This window comes from Pseudomonas sp. TMW22089 (genome assembly GCF_022496645.1).
GTDB lineage: Bacteria > Pseudomonadota > Gammaproteobacteria > Pseudomonadales > Pseudomonadaceae > Aquipseudomonas > Aquipseudomonas paraversuta.
Genome location: NZ_SCFG01000017.1, coordinates 73,871 through 90,723, shown reverse-complemented (window position 1 = coordinate 90,723; position 16,853 = coordinate 73,871). Strand labels below are relative to the sequence as shown.

Sequence of the window (16,853 nt, the reverse complement as noted above, 5' to 3'; positions counted from 1 at the left end):
AAAGGTGCTCTTCCGCAAAAAATAGTGAACTGACAGGAGGAAAGGTCTGTTTTTCGATTAAGTCGGTGTTTTTTGAACCTCAGACAGCTAGACCGTTAAAAACGGCTGCTTACTTCAGACCTTCCTTTACCGTCGATCGTCATGTAACAGTCATTATCCATATGCACCACGTCTTTTAATCAGCGGAGCATTCTATGACACGCAACTCATTCAGACCGTAGGATACATCCGAAAAACAACCTGCATGGTTGGAGATCAATAACAGCATATTATTGAAAGACCTGACCCGGTATTTTGCGGGCAGGCTATAAAATTGAATCCTCACTTTGTGTTGCACTGTTGCCAAACCCGAAAGGTTTAAAAACGGCGTAAACGGTACCTCTAATACCAGAATACTGATTTTGCTGGTAATCAATCCCCTTGGATATCACTGGCGTTGTATACGACATTCAATGCCTGATTTTCTTGCTCGATGGCAACGCTGAAAGACACCAGGCGAGCGCTGCAGACATGGAGCAGGCGGTGGACAGCAATGCCATTGCCGTCACCGATATCCGGAAGTGAATCCTTCACACAGTGTATTGCTTGAACAGCTCCTCCTTGATAATCAGCAACGCGTCTTCGTAGTAACGCTCGCCCCGGGCCTCGCTGAGCAATACTGAACGCACACTGCCTTCGCCAGGGGTGTGTTCGCAGGTCAGGTAGAACTCGGCCGTTTCAGGCCTGAATTCCAGGTAGTAAAACAACTCGCGGCCTTCGCGGTGCCAGTAGCCTATTTCTCTGCGCATGGGTGTCCCTGGTCGGTGTTTGCGGCTGATCGCGGCGATGCTATCGCGAGCACGCCCGCTCCTGGAGATTTTTATCCAGGCGGATGATACCGGCGATGCGCTCCAGTGCCACTTTCAGGGTCAGGGCACTTTCGGCAGCCGTCAGGCTGATGCGCACGCCATTGATGGTGGTGGATTTCACCGCAAACACGTCCCCGGGCACTACATCCACACCGGCGCCGCGACAGGCCTCGGCGAGCGATACATCGCCCTCGGCAACGCTGAGCCAGATATGCGGCGACGGAGTGTCGGACTGGTACATGGCCGCCCCCAGCAGTTTTTTCGCCAGACGCCAGCGCCGGGTCACTTCAAGGGTTTGCCACTGCGCGCGCTCATGGGCCGTTCCATCGCTTATCCACTGGCAGGCAATGGCCACGCACAGCGGCGCAACCCCCCAGTGAGCGGACTGGGCATGGGGGTCAATGCGCTCCAGCAATGGCGCACTCGCCACGATCCAGCCCATGCGTACCCCCGCGGCGACAGTCTTGGACAAGCTGCTCACCAGCACCCCGAAATCCGGTAAATAGCGGTACAGCGGCGGACTGTCGGTCAGCGCCCCGTAGACATCGTCTTCGACCACCCAGACCCCGTGGCGCCGGGCGATCCGGGCAATCTCCTGTTTGCGCTCGACACTCATCAGCGCTGAAGTCGGGTTTTGCAGGGTTGGCGTGAGCACTGCAATTCTGGCGCCCGTGGCGCGGATCATGCGGTCAAAATCCTCCGGCACTATACCTTGGCAATCCATCACCACGCCGTGCATCGGCAGGCGTAACTGCGCGCAGGCGGCCTTGATTCCCGGTGCGGTAAAGGCTTCGACCAGGACCGGTTCACCGGCCTGGCATAACGACAGCAACACCGTGAACAGGCCTTGCTGGGCACCGGTGCAGAGCATGATGTTATCTACTGCCAGTTCCAGGCCCCGGCCCTTGAACCACAGCGCTCCCTGCACCCGCGCCCGCAGCAGGTCCGCGGCACTCAGATAACCTTGCAAGCGGATTGCCTGGCCGCTAGCCAGCAAGCCCGACAATGCCTGCGCATCGCTTTGGCCGATGTGATCAATGGCCGGGACATTGGTTCGCAGATCGATCCGGGCAGCCTGCTCGTCGACCTGCTGCAAACGAAACAGGGTCGCCTCCTGACTGCCCGCCAGCACATAGGTCCCGCGCCCGACTTCACCCGATACCAGATGCCGGCGCGCAGCCTCGCGGTAAGCCTGCATGGTGGTGCTGGGGTTCCAGCCCAGGGCCCAGGCCAGCCGCCGTTGCGGTGGCAGGCGCGCCCCCGGCTTGAGATCGCCACAGGCAATGGCCCGGGCAATGGCCTCCACCAGCGCCAGATAGCGCGGTAGCGGGGATTCGCCGAGGTCAGGTATCCACATTTATTGTTGGCCATGCAATATAAGGGTCGGCCCATACAATGCCGCGCGCCTAGAATCGAGTCAAACCCCTGGATGACGGTGCGCCATGTTTGATTTGAACTCCCTTCGCCTCGCCGCTACTGATGTGTACCGCAGCATGGCGCCTACCCCGCAACTGGCCTGGCCGCTGCTGGCCGATCGCCTGGGTTGCACGGTGTGGGTCAAGCACGAAAACCACACCCCCACCGGCGCCTTCAAAGTGCGCGGCGGCCTGTTGTATGTGCAGGGCCTGCTTGCGCGCGAGCCCGCTATCAAGGGGCTGGTTACCGCAACCCGTGGCAATCACGGGCAAAGCCTGGCGCTGGCCGCCAGCCGCATGGGGCTGACAATCAGCATCGTGGTGCCCGAGGGCAATTCCCTGGAAAAAAACGCCGCCATGCGCGCCATTGGCGCCACCGTGATCGAGTGCGGCAAGGACTTCGATGAAGCCCGCAGCAAAGCCGCCGCCCTGGCCCAAAACCATGATTTGCATCTGGTCCCGGCCTTCCATCCCGACCTGATTCGAGGAGTGGCGACCTACGCTCTGGAATTATTCGAAGCCGTAAGTGAACTGGATACGGTGTATGTACCCATCGGCATGGGCTCGGGAATTTGCGGGCTGATCCGCACCCGTGATCTGCTGGGGCTCAAGACCAGGATCGTCGGCGTGGTGTCGAGCCATGCCGATGCCTTTGCGCAAAGTTTTGAACAGGGCCGGGTCATCTGCACCGATACCGCGCACACCTTTGCCGATGGTCTCGCCTGCCGCCAGCCATTGCCCGAGTCGCTGGCAATCATCGCCAAAGGCGCGGCACGGGTTATTCGGGTGTCGGACCGGGAAATAGCCAACGCCATGCGCCTGTGCCATGAAACCACCCACAACACCGCCGAAGGCGCAGGTGCCGCCGCGCTGGCCGGCTTGATCCAGGAGCAGGCGCAGCAGCAAGGCCGGCGGGTGGCGGTGATTCTGAGCGGAGCCAATATTGACCGCCAGCTGTATGCCGGGATTCTGGACGAAGGTTTTGACGCATAAGCCCCTGATAGCGCTGCGTCTGGACGCCTGAACCGCAGCGCGACTATGCTGGGCCGATGACTCCTTCCCCGGCCGTGCGTTCTCCCTGCCCTCCCGGCGCCTGCAATTGCGAGCGGGAACAGCTGTTGGCGACGCCTGAGACCGACCTGCGCATCCTCAGCCTGACCCGCCAGGCTGAGAAAGTCCTGCTGCAACGGCTGGAGAACATTCAAAGCCTCAGCGACCTCGAACATATGCAGCGCCGTATGCACGAGCAGTTGGGCATCCGGGTGGCCATCGAGCCCGGCTTCAATGAGGTGCGGACCATGCGCGGGATCGACATCCGGGTGCTGGAGCAACCCGGCCTGTGCCGCAAAACCCGCCAGGAGATCCCTGCAGCCATCCGCCGCGCACTGCAAAAACACCCCGAAATTGCCTACAAGCTGCTGGACAGCCACGACCTGCTGCGCGACACCTGAGTCGCACCGCCCATGGGCTGTTTGATGGCAAAAAGGCCTTATTTGGTAACAGCACACTGAATTAGCTTGCCATCATCGGCGTAGCACCCTATAAGCGCGTCTTTCAAACCAATTAGAGTCTTAACATGAGCTCCGGATTCACCGAGGACGAAATGCGCAGAGCGCTCGGCCTTGACACTCCTGCCACCCCCGTTGCGCCCCCTGTCGTTGTGAAACCCGAGCCTGTCCCGGTCAAGCCTGCGCTGCTGTCGCCCAAGACACCGACCAAGGAGCCGGTCAAGCGCCGCGGCCCGATGCTGCGCGTCACCCTGCAGGTGAGCAAAGAGTACGACGGAGAAGAAACCCGGTTCGTGCATGATGCCAAGACCCTGAGCCGGTTCGATGCGGAACAGGCCGCCAAAAAAGCCCTGGCCAAAGCCGGGTTTAAATACTTTGTGGTCGAGTCTATTGTTCAGGTTGATTGACTAGCAGACCCCAAAGGCAATTGGCTCTGGATTAAAGTCGCGGCAGAAGGCATTCTCCGCGACTTTTTAATGCTCAGCCCTGCGTCCCCAAGATGCGCAACCGGTCAAGGAACCTGCCCATGCAAACTCAACCGCTGAACGACGCCGACTTCGAAATCCTCGACGACATCCTGCTCAAACATGGCGACGACCACTCCGTGCTCAACACCTGCGAGCTGGATGGTTTCTTCACCGCGCTGGTCTCCGGCCCGGCGCAGGTCGACATCGCTGACTGGTTCCCGGCTATCTGGGGCGGCCAGAACCCGAACTGGGAAAACACCGGTGAAGCCAAGCAGTTCATCGAGCTGAGTGTGCGCCACATGAACACGCTGGCTCGCCAACTGGCCGATGGCAGCGAAGTATTCGCCCCCCGCTTCGAACAAACCGAGCATAACGGCCAGCCCGTTACCCTTGCCGAAGAATGGTGCTTTGGCTACTTGCGCGGTGTCGCCGTGGCCAACTGGACACCCTTGCCTGTGGTTCAGGCGCAGCTGCTGCAGGGCATTTCCGAATGTGCCGAACAGGACAACTTCGAGCTGCCGCAGGATCTGGACGTGGCCGCCCATCAGCAACAGGTTGCTGAAATCGAGCCGGCAGCACGTGGCCTGCATGACTTCTGGTTGAGCCAGCGCTAAACCCGCCTGCGCAGTAGCAGCAGGCTTGCTCGCGAGTTGTTGAAGAGCTCGCGAGCAAGCTCGCTCCTGCAGATATATTGCGGCACCCGGAGACAATGATTCATGACCACCCTCACTCACTTCGACACCCCCTGCCCCGAGTCCGTCAACGGCCAGATCCTGCAACTGGTGGTCGACCACCTGACCGACATCAGTGCCATGGAGATTGCCCCGAGCAATCTGCTGTACAGCATCTATCAATATGCAATCGGCTTTGAAGTCCATCTGTACCTGGAAGCACTCGGCGGTGGCAAAGGGATAGCCGTTGAGCTGATAGTCGCCACCGATGACCTCGACCCGGAAAAAGTCACCGGTTTCGTGCTGTACCTGCCGGTCAAGGATGACCCGCAAGCCTGCGGCATCGCTTACATGGCAGAGCTGGCCAGTCATCGACACCTGGGAGTGACTCAGGCAATGGTCCGGGAAGTGGTGCGCCGCTACCCCCATTGCGAATTGACCTGCAGCGTGAGCAAGGTCGCAGCTTTTGAACAGTCAGGGTTTCAGGTGCTGGGCACCCGCGGCCCCCAAGTACTGATGAACACCCGCGACCACAGCACTGATGGCCTGATGGGCGTGCTCGACGTGGCCGCCGTCTATAACTCGACCGAAGTGCGGCAGATCCATACCTATCTGCTGCAACGCAACGGCAAAAAAGCCATGCTCGACGCCGAGAAAAAGCGCGACCGCCAGATCGATCAACTGAGCGCCAGGGCCAGGGCTTTTGTGGCACAGGTAAAAGGCTGATAAAGCGATTGCCCCTGCCGGGGTGAAATAACGCATCATGGGCGCACTCCGGACAGAGGAAACCTTTATGCGTGTTCATTTCACCCTGACCCGTTTTGCCGCCCTGGCCCTGGGGCTGGTATTGAGCGGCACGGCTGCAGCCAGCGAAGAGTCGCAACTGGTGGACGCGATCAACGCCTACCGTAGCCAGATCCAGCCCTGTGCAGGCCAGGCCTCGCAAGAGCTGCCGCCATTGGCCGCGGATACCCGCCTGATACTGCCACCCACCCGCTTTGGTGATCTGCAGGAAGCCCTCGGGCGGGCGGCCTACCCCATGGTTAACGTGCAGGCGATCAATCTCTCCGGGCCACGTGATGCCCAGGCCGCCATGCAGGCCGTCCAGGAAAGCTTCTGCAAAGTGGTGCTGGACCCGCAATTTGTCGATATCGGCGTCAGCCATAACGAACGCGACTGGCGCATCGTGCTGGCGCGCCCCTTGTTGACCGGGCGCCTGGGCGACGCGCAAGCCGAAGGCCAGAAGGTGCTTGAGCTGATCAACAGCGCCCGTACCCAGCCCCGCCAGTGCGGCACCCAGGCCTTCAGTCCCACGACACCCGTCACCTGGAACGCGACACTGGCCACAGCTGCCCAGACCCATACCCGGGACATGGCCAATAACAACTACTTCGATCACAAGGACCGCACCGGCGGCACGCCGGGGGATCGCGCCGAGATGGCGGGCTATATAGGTCAGCAAATCGGCGAGAATATTGCCGCTGGCCTGGACACACCGCGCAAGGTGGTCGATGGCTGGCTGGCCAGTCCCGGGCATTGTGCCAATGTGATGAATCCGCAGTTCCGCGAATTGGGTGCCGCTTACGCGGTAGACCCGAAAAGTGACGCAGGGATTTACTGGACCGCGTTGTTCGGTACGCAGTGAGCTGAGCGAGGGGGATGTTGCGAGGGGTGATACGAAGAAAACAGCCCCGCCCGACCTGCGTCGGGCGGGGCTGATTTTTTACAGCGCCATGTCGGCCGCTGGATTGCTCGGCGCAGGCTTGGCCTGTGCGTCAGCAGGAGTTGCAGTGTGCGTTGCAGCCGGGATTGCCGGCGGCGGAGTCAGTTGCAGGACTTCGGCGGTGTAGGCCCATTCCTTGGCAACGCGATCCGGATCGCCATTGAGCTTGGTGCCATAGCTCGGCACGATCTGGTGCAGCTTGGCTTGCCACTCAGGGCTCGCAACCTTGTCCTTGAACACGGTTTCAAGCACGGTCAGCATGATTGGCGCGGCGGTCGATGCACCAGGCGAAGCGCCCAGCAGACCGGCGATGCTGCCATCTTTGGCGCTGACAATTTCGGTACCCAGTTTCAGCACGCCGCCCTTCTCTTCATCACGCTTGATGATCTGAACGCGCTGGCCGGCCTGCCACAGGCGCCAGTCTTCAGACTTGGCATCCGGGAAGTACTCTTTCAACGCATTGAAGCGGTCTTCGTCCGACAGCATCAGCTGACCGGCCAGGTATTCAACCAGCGGGTATTGTTCGATACCGACTTTGGTCATTGGCCAGATGTTGTGGGTGGTGGTGCTGGTCAGCAGGTCCAGGTACGAACCTTCTTTGAGGAACTTGGTGGAGAAGGTAGCGAACGGGCCAAACAGAATGACGCGCTTGCCATCCAGCACGCGGGTGTCCAGGTGCGGAACCGACATCGGTGGCGCGCCTACCGAAGCCTTACCGTAAGCCTTGGCCAAATGCTGCTGGGCAACAGTCGGGTTATCGGTCACCAGGAACGAGCCGCCAACCGGGAAGCCTGCGTATTCCTGGGCTTCAGGAATGCCGGACTTCTGCAGCAGGTGCAGTGCACCGCCGCCTGCGCCGATAAATACAAACTTGGCGTCGGTGGCAGTTTCAGAACCGTCTTTCAGATTTTTGTAAACCACATGCCAGGTGCCATCAGCGTTGCGGGTGATGTCCTTGACTTCACTCGACAGCTTCAGCGAGAAGTTGGGCTTGGTTTGCAGGTAAGCCGCGAACTGGCGCGTGATTTCGCCGAAGTTGACGTCGGTACCCAGTGGAGACCAGGTGGCCGCGATTTTCTGGTTCGGGTCACGCCCTTCCATCATCAGCGGAACCCACTTCTTGATCTGAACCGGGTCTTCGGAGTACTGCATGCCGGCGAACAGAGGGCTCGCCTGCAGTGCTTCGTAGCGCTTCTTCAAGAACTTGATGTTGTCATCGCCCCACACAAAGCTCATGTGCGGAGTGGAGTTGATGAACGAACGCGGATCTTTCAGTACGCCGTTCTTGACCTGCCAGGACCAGAACTGACGCGATACCTGGAAGGCTTCATTGATTTCAATGGCCTTCGGGATTTCGACGTTACCGTTCTTGTCTTCCGGGGTGTAGTTCAGCTCGGCCAAAGCCGAGTGACCGGTACCCGCGTTGTTCCAGCCATTGGAGCTTTCAAGGGCAACGCCATCGAGACGTTCAACCATCTCCATGGACATGCCGGGTTCCAGCTCATTGAGCCAGACACCCAGAGTTGCGCTCATGATGCCGCCGCCGATCAGCAGAACATCCACCTGTTTGGTCTCGGCAGCCTGCACGGACGTAAGTCCCATGGTCAGCGCCAGGCCCAGTAGCCCCTTATTCATTTTTTTAAACATTTTTGGTACCTAAGATAAAACGCCATCTACCCGGCACGCGGTTCATGACAGAGCTCGACCCGGTGCAGGCATGTGGCCTGCAATCGAACCGGTCTTCAAGCCTTGAACGGGTAGAGTTATAAGGCCTATGTACACTATAGACCTCACTTTTATGTACCTTGGGCGCTGATCTCTTATTGATTTTGGCTTCAGCTACTTGGGTGACATTCATGCTTGCAACTTATGCGATCCCTTTGCTCTGCGACCTGCCCGCAGCTCCTTCCGGGGAGCCTGCGTGGACCTTGTAGCCCGGGGCGGCCAGTCTGAAGCCGCGACATTCTACCTCAGGTGGCACTTTGGACGAAAACCGATATTTCAGCGCTGCGCCAGTACCCGGATCGCCGGCAAGCCGGCTCCCACAACAACTGCATCAAACCTGTGGCAGCGGGCTTGCCCGCGATGATTCCAGCGCTGCGCCAGTACCCCCATCGCCGGCAAGCCGGCTCCCACAACAACTGCCGCAAACCTGTGGGAGCGGGCTTGCCCGCGATGATTTCAGCGCTGCGCCAGTGCCCCCATCGCCGGCAAGCCGGCTCCCACAACAGCTGCCTCAAACCTGTGGGAGCGGGCTTGCCCGCGATGATTTCAGCGCTGCGCCAGTGCCCCCATCGCCGGCAAGCCGGCTCCCACAACAACTGCATCAAACCTGTGGGAGCGGGCTTGCCCGCGATGATTTCAGCGCTGCGCCAGTACCCGAATCGCCGGCAAGCCGGCTCCCACAACCACTGCCGCAAACCTGTGGGAGCGGGCTTGCCCGCGATGATTTCAACGCTGCGCCAGTGCCCCCATCGCCGGCAAGCCGGCTCCCACAACAGCTGCCGCAAACCTGTGGGAGCGGGCTTGCCCGCGATGATTTCAGCGCTGCGCCAATGCCCCCATCGCCGGCAAGCCGGCTCCCACAACAACTGCCGCAAACCTGTGGCAGCGGGCTTGCCCGCGATGATTTCAGCGCTGCGCCAATGCCCGAATCGCCGGCAAGCCGGCTCCCACAACAACTGCCTCAACCAGACCCAAAACTCCAAACTCACGTATGATTGGCCCTTTGCCCCGCCCGCCAACAGGATTCACCCATGTCTTTAAGCAAAGCCAACCAGGCCAAAATTGAACGCCGCCTGGTTAAAGCCCTGACCATTGCCTGTGAAAAGGCGAAAAATGAAATCCCGGGGTTTGTCTGGCTGACCCACACCGTCAACTATGAGACCTTCCCTGCCAGCCTGAAGATAGTCTGGGTGTTCGATACCAAGGACAGCAAAGACTTTGCCCTGGCCGATGGCGAGGCGCACTTCATGGTCGAGTTGACCGACAAGGCCCTGGCTGACGCCGATGTGCGGGTGCGCAACGCCGCCACCCACGTGTATTACGATTCCGAAGAAGAATGCCAGCGGGCCTGTGGCGGCAATTGGCCAAAACGCCTGTCGAACAAAGGCTGAGGCCGGTTACGACAGGTACTTGCCAAACCAGTCCAGGGTTCTGCTCCACGCCAGCGTAGCGGCTGCTTCATCGTAGCGAGGCGTGGAGTCATTATGAAAACCGTGGTTTACATTCGGGTAGATAAACGCCTCGTAGACTTTCCCGTTGGCCTTTAAAGCCTGTTCATAGGCCGGCCAGCCCTCGTTGATGCGCGTATCCAGCCCGGCGTAATGCAGCATGACGGGAGCCTTGATCCGGCTCACTTCATTGGCGCCAGGCTGACGCCCGTAAAAGGACACCGCTGCCCCCAGCTCCGGATACGCCACCGCCGCCGCATTGGCCACCCCGCCCCCATAACAGAATCCTGTGATCCCGACTTTTCCGGTACCGGCATCGTGCTGCATCAACCATTCAATGGCGGCGAAAAAGTCATTCATCAGCTTTTCCGGGTCCACCGTCTGCTGCAGCGCCAGACCTTTTTCGTCGTTGCCGGGATAGCCCCCCACCGACGACAGGCCGTCTGGAGCCAGGGCGATAAAACCCTGCTTGGCCAGCCGCCGCGCAACATCCTCGATATAGGGGTTGAGCCCGCGATTTTCGTGAACCACTACCACCGCGGGCAACTTGCCCTGCGCCTTGGCAGGACGTACCAGATAACCGCGCACCTGCCCGTGCCCCTTGGGCGAGGGATACGTGATGTACTCGGCCAGGATGTCCGGATCGGTGAAAGCCACCTGCTCGGCAAGGGCATAATCGGGGCTGAGTGCGTTCAGTATCGAGAGTGCTGACACGCCGGCGCAAATGACCGCCGCCCGATCCAGAAACTGGCGCCGGTTGATTTTACCGTGGGCGTAATAGTCATAGAGTTCAAGCAATTCAGGAGCAAAGTCTTTAGCAGTGAGACGGGGCATCTGTGCGCTTCCTTTTGAACCTGGTTGAACGTGCATGAGCAAGCGCATCAACCCTGCGCCGGCAGTTATTTTTTTCTGATGGCCTTGAGCAAAATACGGGAAACCTGATCCGCCGAATACGGCTTGGCTAAAAACTCAACGCCCTCGCAAGCACTGCGGGCCAACTCATCACTGTAGCCCGAGGCCAGAATCACAGGCAGTTCGGCGCGCCGCAGACGCAGCTCCCGGGCCAGCGCCACCCCGGTCATGCCGGGCATGACCACGTCCGAAAAAATGGCATCGAACGCCATTGCGTCCGGGCCCACCATCAACAATGCCTCTTGCCCATTGGCCGCCCATGCGGTTTCGTAGCCCAGATCCTGGAGGATCTGATTGGCAAAACGCCCCACTTCAAGATTGTCTTCTACGATCAGCACCCGGTATTTACCCTCCTCTGCGGATAGCTCGCCCCACTGCTGGCCATCGGCAGGCAGCTCATCGACCCCGCTCCCGTCGACCTGGGGCAGATACAGGGTGAACCGCGCGCCCTGGCCGGCAATACTGGACACATCAACGTTGCCGCCTGACTGCTTGGCAAAACCGAAAACCTGGGACAGCCCCAGCCCGGTACCCTTGCCCACCTCTTTGGTGGTAAAAAACGGCTCGAAAATATGCTCCAGCACCCGGGCGTCAATCCCGCCACCGGTGTCCTGCAAGGAAATGGCGGTGAAGCTGCCCCGGGATCCGGCATGGCCACGGATTGGCCGCAACGCAACATTGTGGTCCAGACGAAGTGTCAGGCTGCCCTGGCCTTCCATCGCATCGCGGGCGTTCAAGGCAATGTTGATCAGCGCGGTTTCAAACTGGCTGGAGTCGGCACGGATGTAATACGCCTGCTCGGGCAACTGGACATTCACTTGAATACGCGCCCCCGTGAGCGTATTCAGCATGTCGCCAATATCCTGGATCCGCTGCCCGACATTGAACACCTGCGGGTTCAGCGGCTGGCGCCGGGCGAAAGCCAGCAGCTGGCTGGTGAGCTTGCTGGCACGCTCGACGGTGTCGGAGACCGCACTCATGTAACGCTCCCGGCGTTCGTCCGAGAGGTTGGGCATGCGCAGAAAGTCCACCGAGGAACGAATAATGGTCAGCAAGTTGTTGAAGTCATGGGCCACACCGCCGGTGAGCTGGCCGATGGCTTCGAGCTTTTGCGACTGACGCAGGGCCGCTTCGGCAACCAGCAGACGCGCGCTGCGCTCCTGTACCCGCTCCTCCAGGGTCAGGTTCAAGTGCTCCAGTGCGGCCAGCCCCTCACGCACAGCAGCATCGGCCCGGGCACGCTCAATATGGGCCCAGGAACGCTCGGCCACCTCACCCAGCAAAGCCAGCTCGTAAGGTGACCAGGTACGTGGCGCCTTGTCGTGAATGGCCATCAGGGCCGTCAGCTTGCCGCCCTTGATCAGCGGCAGGCACAGGGCGGAGACAATCCCGAACGCACGGAAAGTGGCTGCAACCCCGGGGGCCAGATCACTTGCAATATCATTGATCACCAGCGGCTGGCCGGCGCGAAGGCTGGCCAGCGGCCCCTCCCCGAAATCACCCAGGCGGTATTGACCGAACAGGCTGGTAGCGTCTTCGACGAGCCAGTTGTCACGAATGAAAAAGCCGTCTTCATCGTCCTCCATGTCCGCATAGGCGCAATGGGTAACCTTCAGATACCCGGCCAGTGTGCCCATGGTGGCCTGCATGATTTCCCGGGGGTCGCTGGTCTCGGACACGGCACTGCCGATGGCATCCAGCACCGCCAGGCGCTGGGTCATAAGAACCGTGACTGTGGTTTCAGTCACCGTGTTGAGCATCCCCACCACCTGGCCGAACTGATCGCGGATCGGGCTGTAGCAGAAGGTGAAGTACGCCAGCTCGGGCCGGACGCTGCGCTGAATCACCAGGGGAAAGTTTTCGATATAGGTGGCCTGCCCGGCAAATGCGTCATCGGCGATGCCACTGATTTCGCTCCAGGCCTCTTTCCAGACATCACTGAAGGGCCGCCCCAAGGCTTCAGGCTTGGTCCCGAGAATGGGCACAAACCCATCGTTGTAGAGGGTGATTAAATCCTCTCCCCAGACAATCGACTGCGGAAAGTGCGAGGCCAGCACCAACGCCACGGTGGTTTTCAATACATCCGGCCACCCATCGAGGGGGCCAAGAGAGGTACTGGCCCAGTCATGATTTCTGATCTTTTGGGCCATTACACCGTCGTGCTGGAGCCAGTCAGCCATTGCGCTCTAATCCTGTTTACCACTGGTTGCCGGAAAGGCACCGCCAATTATGGGGCAGGCCATCAGGCCAGTAGACATATTTTGAAAATACTTGGTTCCACCCTGCACACCTAATGAATGCGCCGCGTCCCTGCCTGTCCGGCTCCGGGCGAACGGGCGCCATGACTTTACCGCTGTCACCGCATCGGCCGCACAGCTACCATCCCCGCCGCGCAGGTCTGATGAGGCGCGAACACACAACCTGAATCAGGAGGGAGTAAACGGTGAAAATTGCACTTGTACTGCTGTTGAGCGCGCTGTCCATGCCGGCTTTTGCCGCCAACATCGGTGATCACCTGACACCCTGGACTCTGCAAGACCAGCATGATCAACCCTATACCCTGGATGCCCAGACCCGCGTGCTCCTGGTGGCGCGTAACATGGACGGTTCCAAGCTGGTGAAAGCCGCGCTGGAAAACCAGCCAAAGGGCTACCTGCAAGCCCGCGATGTTGCCTTCCTTGCAGATGTACAACGCATGCCATCGTTGATCGGCAAATTCATCGCCATCCCGGCCATGCGTGACTACAACTACCGCGTGATACTGGATCGCGATGGCAGTATTGCCGCCAACTACCCTGGCGCCGAAGACAAGGTGCTCTGGATGCAACTGGACAACGGCACCCTGGTCGCACAGCAGGAGTTTGCCGATGCCGATGCGCTGCGCGCAGCCCTGGAACAACTGCCGGCCCGTTGAAGGGGCTAATCGGCCCCCTGGCGATAGGCGTCGACGCTGAGCCCGAAGCGCTTGATCTTGTTGTACAGGCCTGCGCGGGACACCTGTAACTGCTGCGCGGCCAGGCGGATATTGCCTTTTGTATCTCGCAGCGCCGCGCAGATCGCATTCGCTTCCACAGCCCCCAAACCCGGCCCGGCGCCAGGCTCGGGCACATCTTCCAGCGCGACCCGCGGTTGCCCCTGAACGATGTCCAGTGGCAGGTCGCCCACCTCGATCTGCGCGGTTGCGGCCAGATTGGTGGCGCGTTCGATCACGTTTTCCAGCTCCCGGACATTTCCCGGCCAGCTATGGGCCGTCAACATGGCCAGAGCCTGCGGGGATATGCCCAGCACCGCCTTGCGCAGTGAACGGGCGCAACGGCCGAGGAAATGCCGGGCCAGCAGCGCAATGTCTTCACGGCGCATGCGCAATGGCGGAACCGTCAGGTTAAGCACATTCAGGCGGTAATACAGATCCTCGCGAAAAGCTCCATCAGCCACGGCCTGACTCAGGTTGCGGTGGGTGGCGGCAATAATCCGCACATCCACCCGTTGCGACTTCTTGGCCCCCACCCGCGTCACCTCACCCTCCTGCAGCACCCGCAACAGGCTGACCTGGGCATCGAAGGACATATCGCCGATTTCATCCAGAAAAATGGTGCCGCCATCGGCCAGTTCGAACTTCCCCGCCGAGCCTCCACGCGCCGAGCCGGTAAAGGCCCCTTCGACATGACCGAAGAGTTCGCTTTGCACCAGATCACGGGGGATGGCACCGCAATTGACCGCCACGAAGGCGCCACTGGCCCGCTCGCTGGCATTGTGGATAGCCTGGGCGAAGAGTTCTTTGCCGGTACCGCTTTCGCCCAGAATCAGCGTGGTTGAATCGCTGCGACTGGCAATCCGCCCCAGATGCAAAGCATCTTCAATAGCCCGGGACTGCCCCTCAATGGTGTCAAAGGTATAGGTCGCCTGGGTGCCGATGATGCGCCGGGTGATTTCACGAATTCGCCGGTGCTCGCGCAGCGACACAATGCGTCCGCCCTGCTCCAGGGAACACACCGAGACCAGACAGGCCAGGTGGCTGCGATCAGGCAGTACAAAGGTGCAATCCAGATCGCGCAGACTTTCTCCTGAGTGGAGCAAAATCTCATCCGTCAGCTCGCTTTGCCCCAGCTGGCGGAACGGGCAACCCAGCACATCCAGCCCGACGCGGAACAATTGCCGGCCATAGCGGTTGATGGCCTTGATCCGGCCTTGACCGTCCAGCACCACCAGCCCCTCGTTGAGTACCTCGAGCACCGCCTGTTGCTGCTCCAGCAGTTCCTGCAGCGCCAACTGCCGCGATACCGCCTCGGCCGCCGCCTGCACCGTGCCCAGGGTGTGAAAGTGGAACCACCCCGGCTCGGCCGTCAGGGTCAGCATGCCCCGGGTCTTGCCCTGGGCATCGCGGATCGGTGCCGCAGCGCAGTGCATGCGGCGCTGGCGCAAAGCCGTGGCAAAATTTTCTTCAGCCAGTACATACACCGGACGGTCCTCGGCGATGGCCAGCCCGGTGCAGTTGGTGCCCTGCACCGTCTCCAGCAGGCGACTGCCGACCGGCGTCAGGTCCAGGCCACAAAAGTGCAAGGTCACGCCCTCGGCATCGGTGAGATTGATGTGCCCGCGGGGGTTGTAGGCCAGCAACCCGGTCATGACCTGTGCTGCGCCGGCAATCAGATGGCGATTGATTTCCAGCCTGGCGGCCAGCATCTGCGGGTCGACAAAACGGTAGGCGCAATCCTGCGGATCTATCCCGCAAGTCAGGCTGCGCTGCCACGAGTCCCAAATCACCTGCCTTACCCCGGCCGGCCGCGTTGCGCTACCACTGAGGCAATCCTGCCAGGCCTGCTGCACCTCAACGATGGGCCCCTCCCCCAGTGAGGCAGGCCCCAGGGCGGTAATGTAATTGAGGTCTTCGGAACTAAACGCCATCAGTTGATCAACCGTCATGTGCGGTCGCTTCCATGTCCATGTTTTAGACATGTCAGCATAGACATGTCTGAAATATGGACATGACTGCTTAAGCATTTAATTTTAAATCGTTATTTTTCAATGACTTGAACATTGGCACAGGCTTTGCTCCTGGGTCTGGTGAGCACCTGCGCTTCCAGCTGCTCAGCCAACCGCGAACAACAATAAAAGGAGTCATTACATGAGCACGCTTAAAACTATCCGCCTGGGCCTCATCGGTGCCGGGCGCATGGGCAGTTTTCATGGTCAGACGGCTGCCCTGCATATTCCGGGCGCAAGTCTGGTTGCCATCGCCGACCCGACCCCGGGCCAGGCTGCGCGACTGGCCGAGACACTGGGGGTACAACGGGGCTACAGCGATCCGCAGCAACTGCTGGATGATCCGCAAGTCGACGCCATCCTGATTGCCGCCCCCGCCCGCAGCCACGCCGAACTGGTGATCAGCGCCGCCGAGGCCGGCAAAAGCATTTTTTGCGAAAAACCCATGGCCATCACCCTGGAGGAAGCCGACCGTGCCATCGCCGCTGCCGCCAGGGCCAACGTGACCTTGCAGGTGGGTTTCAACCGCCGTTTTGTCCGGGGCTTTCGTGATGCCCACCTGGATGTACTCGCCGGCCGCATCGGCACTGTGCAATTGCTGCGTTCGCTGACCCGGGACCCCGGCCTGAGCAACCCGGCCGGGGTGCCCCAGTGGACGATATTCCTGGAAACCCTGATTCATGACTTCGACACCCTGCGCTACTTGAACCCCGGTGCCGAAGCGGTCGAAGTCTTCGTGATGGCCGACGCGCTGGTCGCGCCCGCCTACAAAAGCAAGGGCCTGCTGGACACCGCAGTGGTGACGATCCGCTTCGACAACGGTGCGATCGCCACCGCCGAGGCCAACTTCCAGGCCGTGTATGGTTATGACGTGCGCGGCGAGGTCTTCGGCAGTGGCGGCATGCTGACCATGGGCAGCATCGCCCGATCGGACAAGGTCGGCTACCTGGGCGACGGGATCCAGATAGAGACCCGGCGCCTCGACACTGAGCTGTTGCGCGATGCCTATATTGCCGAGCTCAATCATTTCGTCGACTGCGTTCGCACGGGCAGCAAACCACTGGCCAGCGGCGAAGACGCCCGCGCCGCGCTGGCCATTGCCCGCGCCTGTATCGAGTCAGTGCAACAGGCCGGACCTGTCCGCCTTTAAGGA

General features: G+C 60.3%; 17 protein-coding genes. 10 read left to right on the top strand and 7 right to left on the bottom strand.

Going from position 1 to position 16,853, the window contains the following annotated elements:
* Nucleotides 1-411: 411 nt before the first annotated feature.
* From EQV90_RS15750 to EQV90_RS15740, 3 genes are read right to left on the bottom strand one after another with little or no spacing between them, the layout of a single operon-like run.
* Nucleotides 412-573, bottom strand: a complete 162-nt coding sequence (locus EQV90_RS15750) for a hypothetical protein (protein WP_156428477.1) — start codon at nucleotides 571-573, stop codon at nucleotides 412-414.
* Entirely contained in the window at nucleotides 570-788 is a 219-nt protein-coding gene (locus EQV90_RS15745) for a hypothetical protein (RefSeq protein WP_240878387.1), read from the bottom strand. Before EQV90_RS15745 ends, EQV90_RS15750 begins: the two co-directional genes overlap by 4 nt.
* 40 nt (nucleotides 789-828) lie before the next feature.
* Nucleotides 829-2,205: a PLP-dependent aminotransferase family protein gene (locus EQV90_RS15740; RefSeq protein ID WP_160627858.1), complete on the bottom strand. Its 1,377-nt coding sequence runs from the start codon at nucleotides 2,203-2,205 to the stop codon at nucleotides 829-831.
* 85 nt (nucleotides 2,206-2,290) lie between these two features.
* On the opposite strand from EQV90_RS15740, the gene EQV90_RS15735 reads away from it, so the two are divergent.
* The 6 genes from EQV90_RS15735 (at nucleotide 2,291) to EQV90_RS15710 (ending at nucleotide 6,554) form a co-directional block, all read left to right on the top strand.
* Entirely contained in the window at nucleotides 2,291-3,256 is a 966-nt protein-coding gene (locus tag EQV90_RS15735) for a threonine dehydratase (protein WP_240878386.1), read from the top strand.
* Between the two features lie 56 nt (nucleotides 3,257-3,312).
* Entirely contained in the window at nucleotides 3,313-3,714 is a 402-nt protein-coding gene (locus EQV90_RS15730; protein ID WP_003446250.1) for a hypothetical protein, read from the top strand.
* Between the two features lie 125 nt (nucleotides 3,715-3,839).
* Nucleotides 3,840-4,178 (top strand): hypothetical protein, encoded by a 339-nt coding sequence (locus EQV90_RS15725; RefSeq protein WP_010656936.1) that lies wholly within the window; start codon nucleotides 3,840-3,842, stop codon nucleotides 4,176-4,178.
* Between the two features lie 119 nt (nucleotides 4,179-4,297).
* The gene (locus tag EQV90_RS15720; protein WP_127196429.1) at nucleotides 4,298-4,852 is read left to right on the top strand and encodes a UPF0149 family protein; all 555 of its coding nucleotides are present in this window, start codon (nucleotides 4,298-4,300) and stop codon (nucleotides 4,850-4,852) included.
* Between the two features lie 102 nt (nucleotides 4,853-4,954).
* Nucleotides 4,955-5,635, top strand: coding sequence for a GNAT family N-acetyltransferase (locus EQV90_RS15715; protein ID WP_240878385.1), 681 nt, complete (start codon nucleotides 4,955-4,957; stop codon nucleotides 5,633-5,635).
* Nucleotides 5,636-5,702: 67 nt separating this feature from the next.
* The gene (locus EQV90_RS15710) at nucleotides 5,703-6,554 is read left to right on the top strand and encodes a CAP domain-containing protein (protein WP_003446254.1); all 852 of its coding nucleotides are present in this window, start codon (nucleotides 5,703-5,705) and stop codon (nucleotides 6,552-6,554) included.
* Between the two features lie 78 nt (nucleotides 6,555-6,632).
* On the opposite strand, the gene mqo is transcribed toward EQV90_RS15710, so the two are convergent.
* On the bottom strand, nucleotides 6,633-8,279 hold the full coding sequence (gene mqo, locus EQV90_RS15705) for a malate dehydrogenase (quinone) (protein WP_003446255.1): 1,647 nt from the start codon (nucleotides 8,277-8,279) through the stop codon (nucleotides 6,633-6,635).
* A gap of 327 nt (nucleotides 8,280-8,606) precedes the next feature.
* Between mqo and EQV90_RS15700 the strand changes: the two genes are divergently transcribed.
* Together EQV90_RS15700 and EQV90_RS15695 are read left to right on the top strand one after the other, a co-directional pair.
* Nucleotides 8,607-9,398 (top strand): hypothetical protein, encoded by a 792-nt coding sequence (locus EQV90_RS15700; RefSeq protein ID WP_240878384.1) that lies wholly within the window; start codon nucleotides 8,607-8,609, stop codon nucleotides 9,396-9,398.
* Nucleotides 9,389-9,748 carry a hypothetical protein gene (locus tag EQV90_RS15695; protein WP_240878383.1) on the top strand — a complete coding sequence of 120 codons (360 nt, stop codon included), beginning with the start codon at nucleotides 9,389-9,391 and terminating at the stop codon, nucleotides 9,746-9,748. The genes EQV90_RS15700 and EQV90_RS15695 overlap by 10 nt, the downstream gene beginning before the upstream one ends.
* A gap of 6 nt (nucleotides 9,749-9,754) precedes the next feature.
* On the opposite strand, the gene yghX is transcribed toward EQV90_RS15695, so the two are convergent.
* Both yghX and EQV90_RS15685 read right to left on the bottom strand, forming a co-directional pair.
* Nucleotides 9,755-10,639 (bottom strand): YghX family hydrolase, encoded by an 885-nt coding sequence (gene yghX / locus EQV90_RS15690; RefSeq protein WP_003446261.1) that lies wholly within the window; start codon nucleotides 10,637-10,639, stop codon nucleotides 9,755-9,757.
* A gap of 65 nt (nucleotides 10,640-10,704) precedes the next feature.
* Complete coding sequence (locus EQV90_RS15685) at nucleotides 10,705-12,897, bottom strand: GAF domain-containing protein (RefSeq protein WP_240878382.1); 2,193 nt, start codon at nucleotides 12,895-12,897, stop codon at nucleotides 10,705-10,707.
* Between the two features lie 263 nt (nucleotides 12,898-13,160).
* Between EQV90_RS15685 and EQV90_RS15680 the strand changes: the two genes are divergently transcribed.
* Nucleotides 13,161-13,631, top strand: coding sequence for a hypothetical protein (locus EQV90_RS15680; RefSeq protein ID WP_010657436.1), 471 nt, complete (start codon nucleotides 13,161-13,163; stop codon nucleotides 13,629-13,631).
* A gap of 5 nt (nucleotides 13,632-13,636) precedes the next feature.
* Here EQV90_RS15680 and EQV90_RS15675 read toward each other — a convergent pair whose 3' ends face one another.
* Nucleotides 13,637-15,640 carry a sigma 54-interacting transcriptional regulator gene (locus EQV90_RS15675; protein WP_240878381.1) on the bottom strand — a complete coding sequence of 668 codons (2,004 nt, stop codon included), beginning with the start codon at nucleotides 15,638-15,640 and terminating at the stop codon, nucleotides 13,637-13,639.
* Nucleotides 15,641-15,842: 202 nt separating this feature from the next.
* Here EQV90_RS15675 and EQV90_RS15670 point away from each other — a divergent pair, with 202 nt between their 5' ends.
* The gene (locus tag EQV90_RS15670) at nucleotides 15,843-16,850 is read left to right on the top strand and encodes a Gfo/Idh/MocA family oxidoreductase (protein WP_240878380.1); all 1,008 of its coding nucleotides are present in this window, start codon (nucleotides 15,843-15,845) and stop codon (nucleotides 16,848-16,850) included.
* Nucleotides 16,851-16,853: the final 3 nt, after the last annotated feature.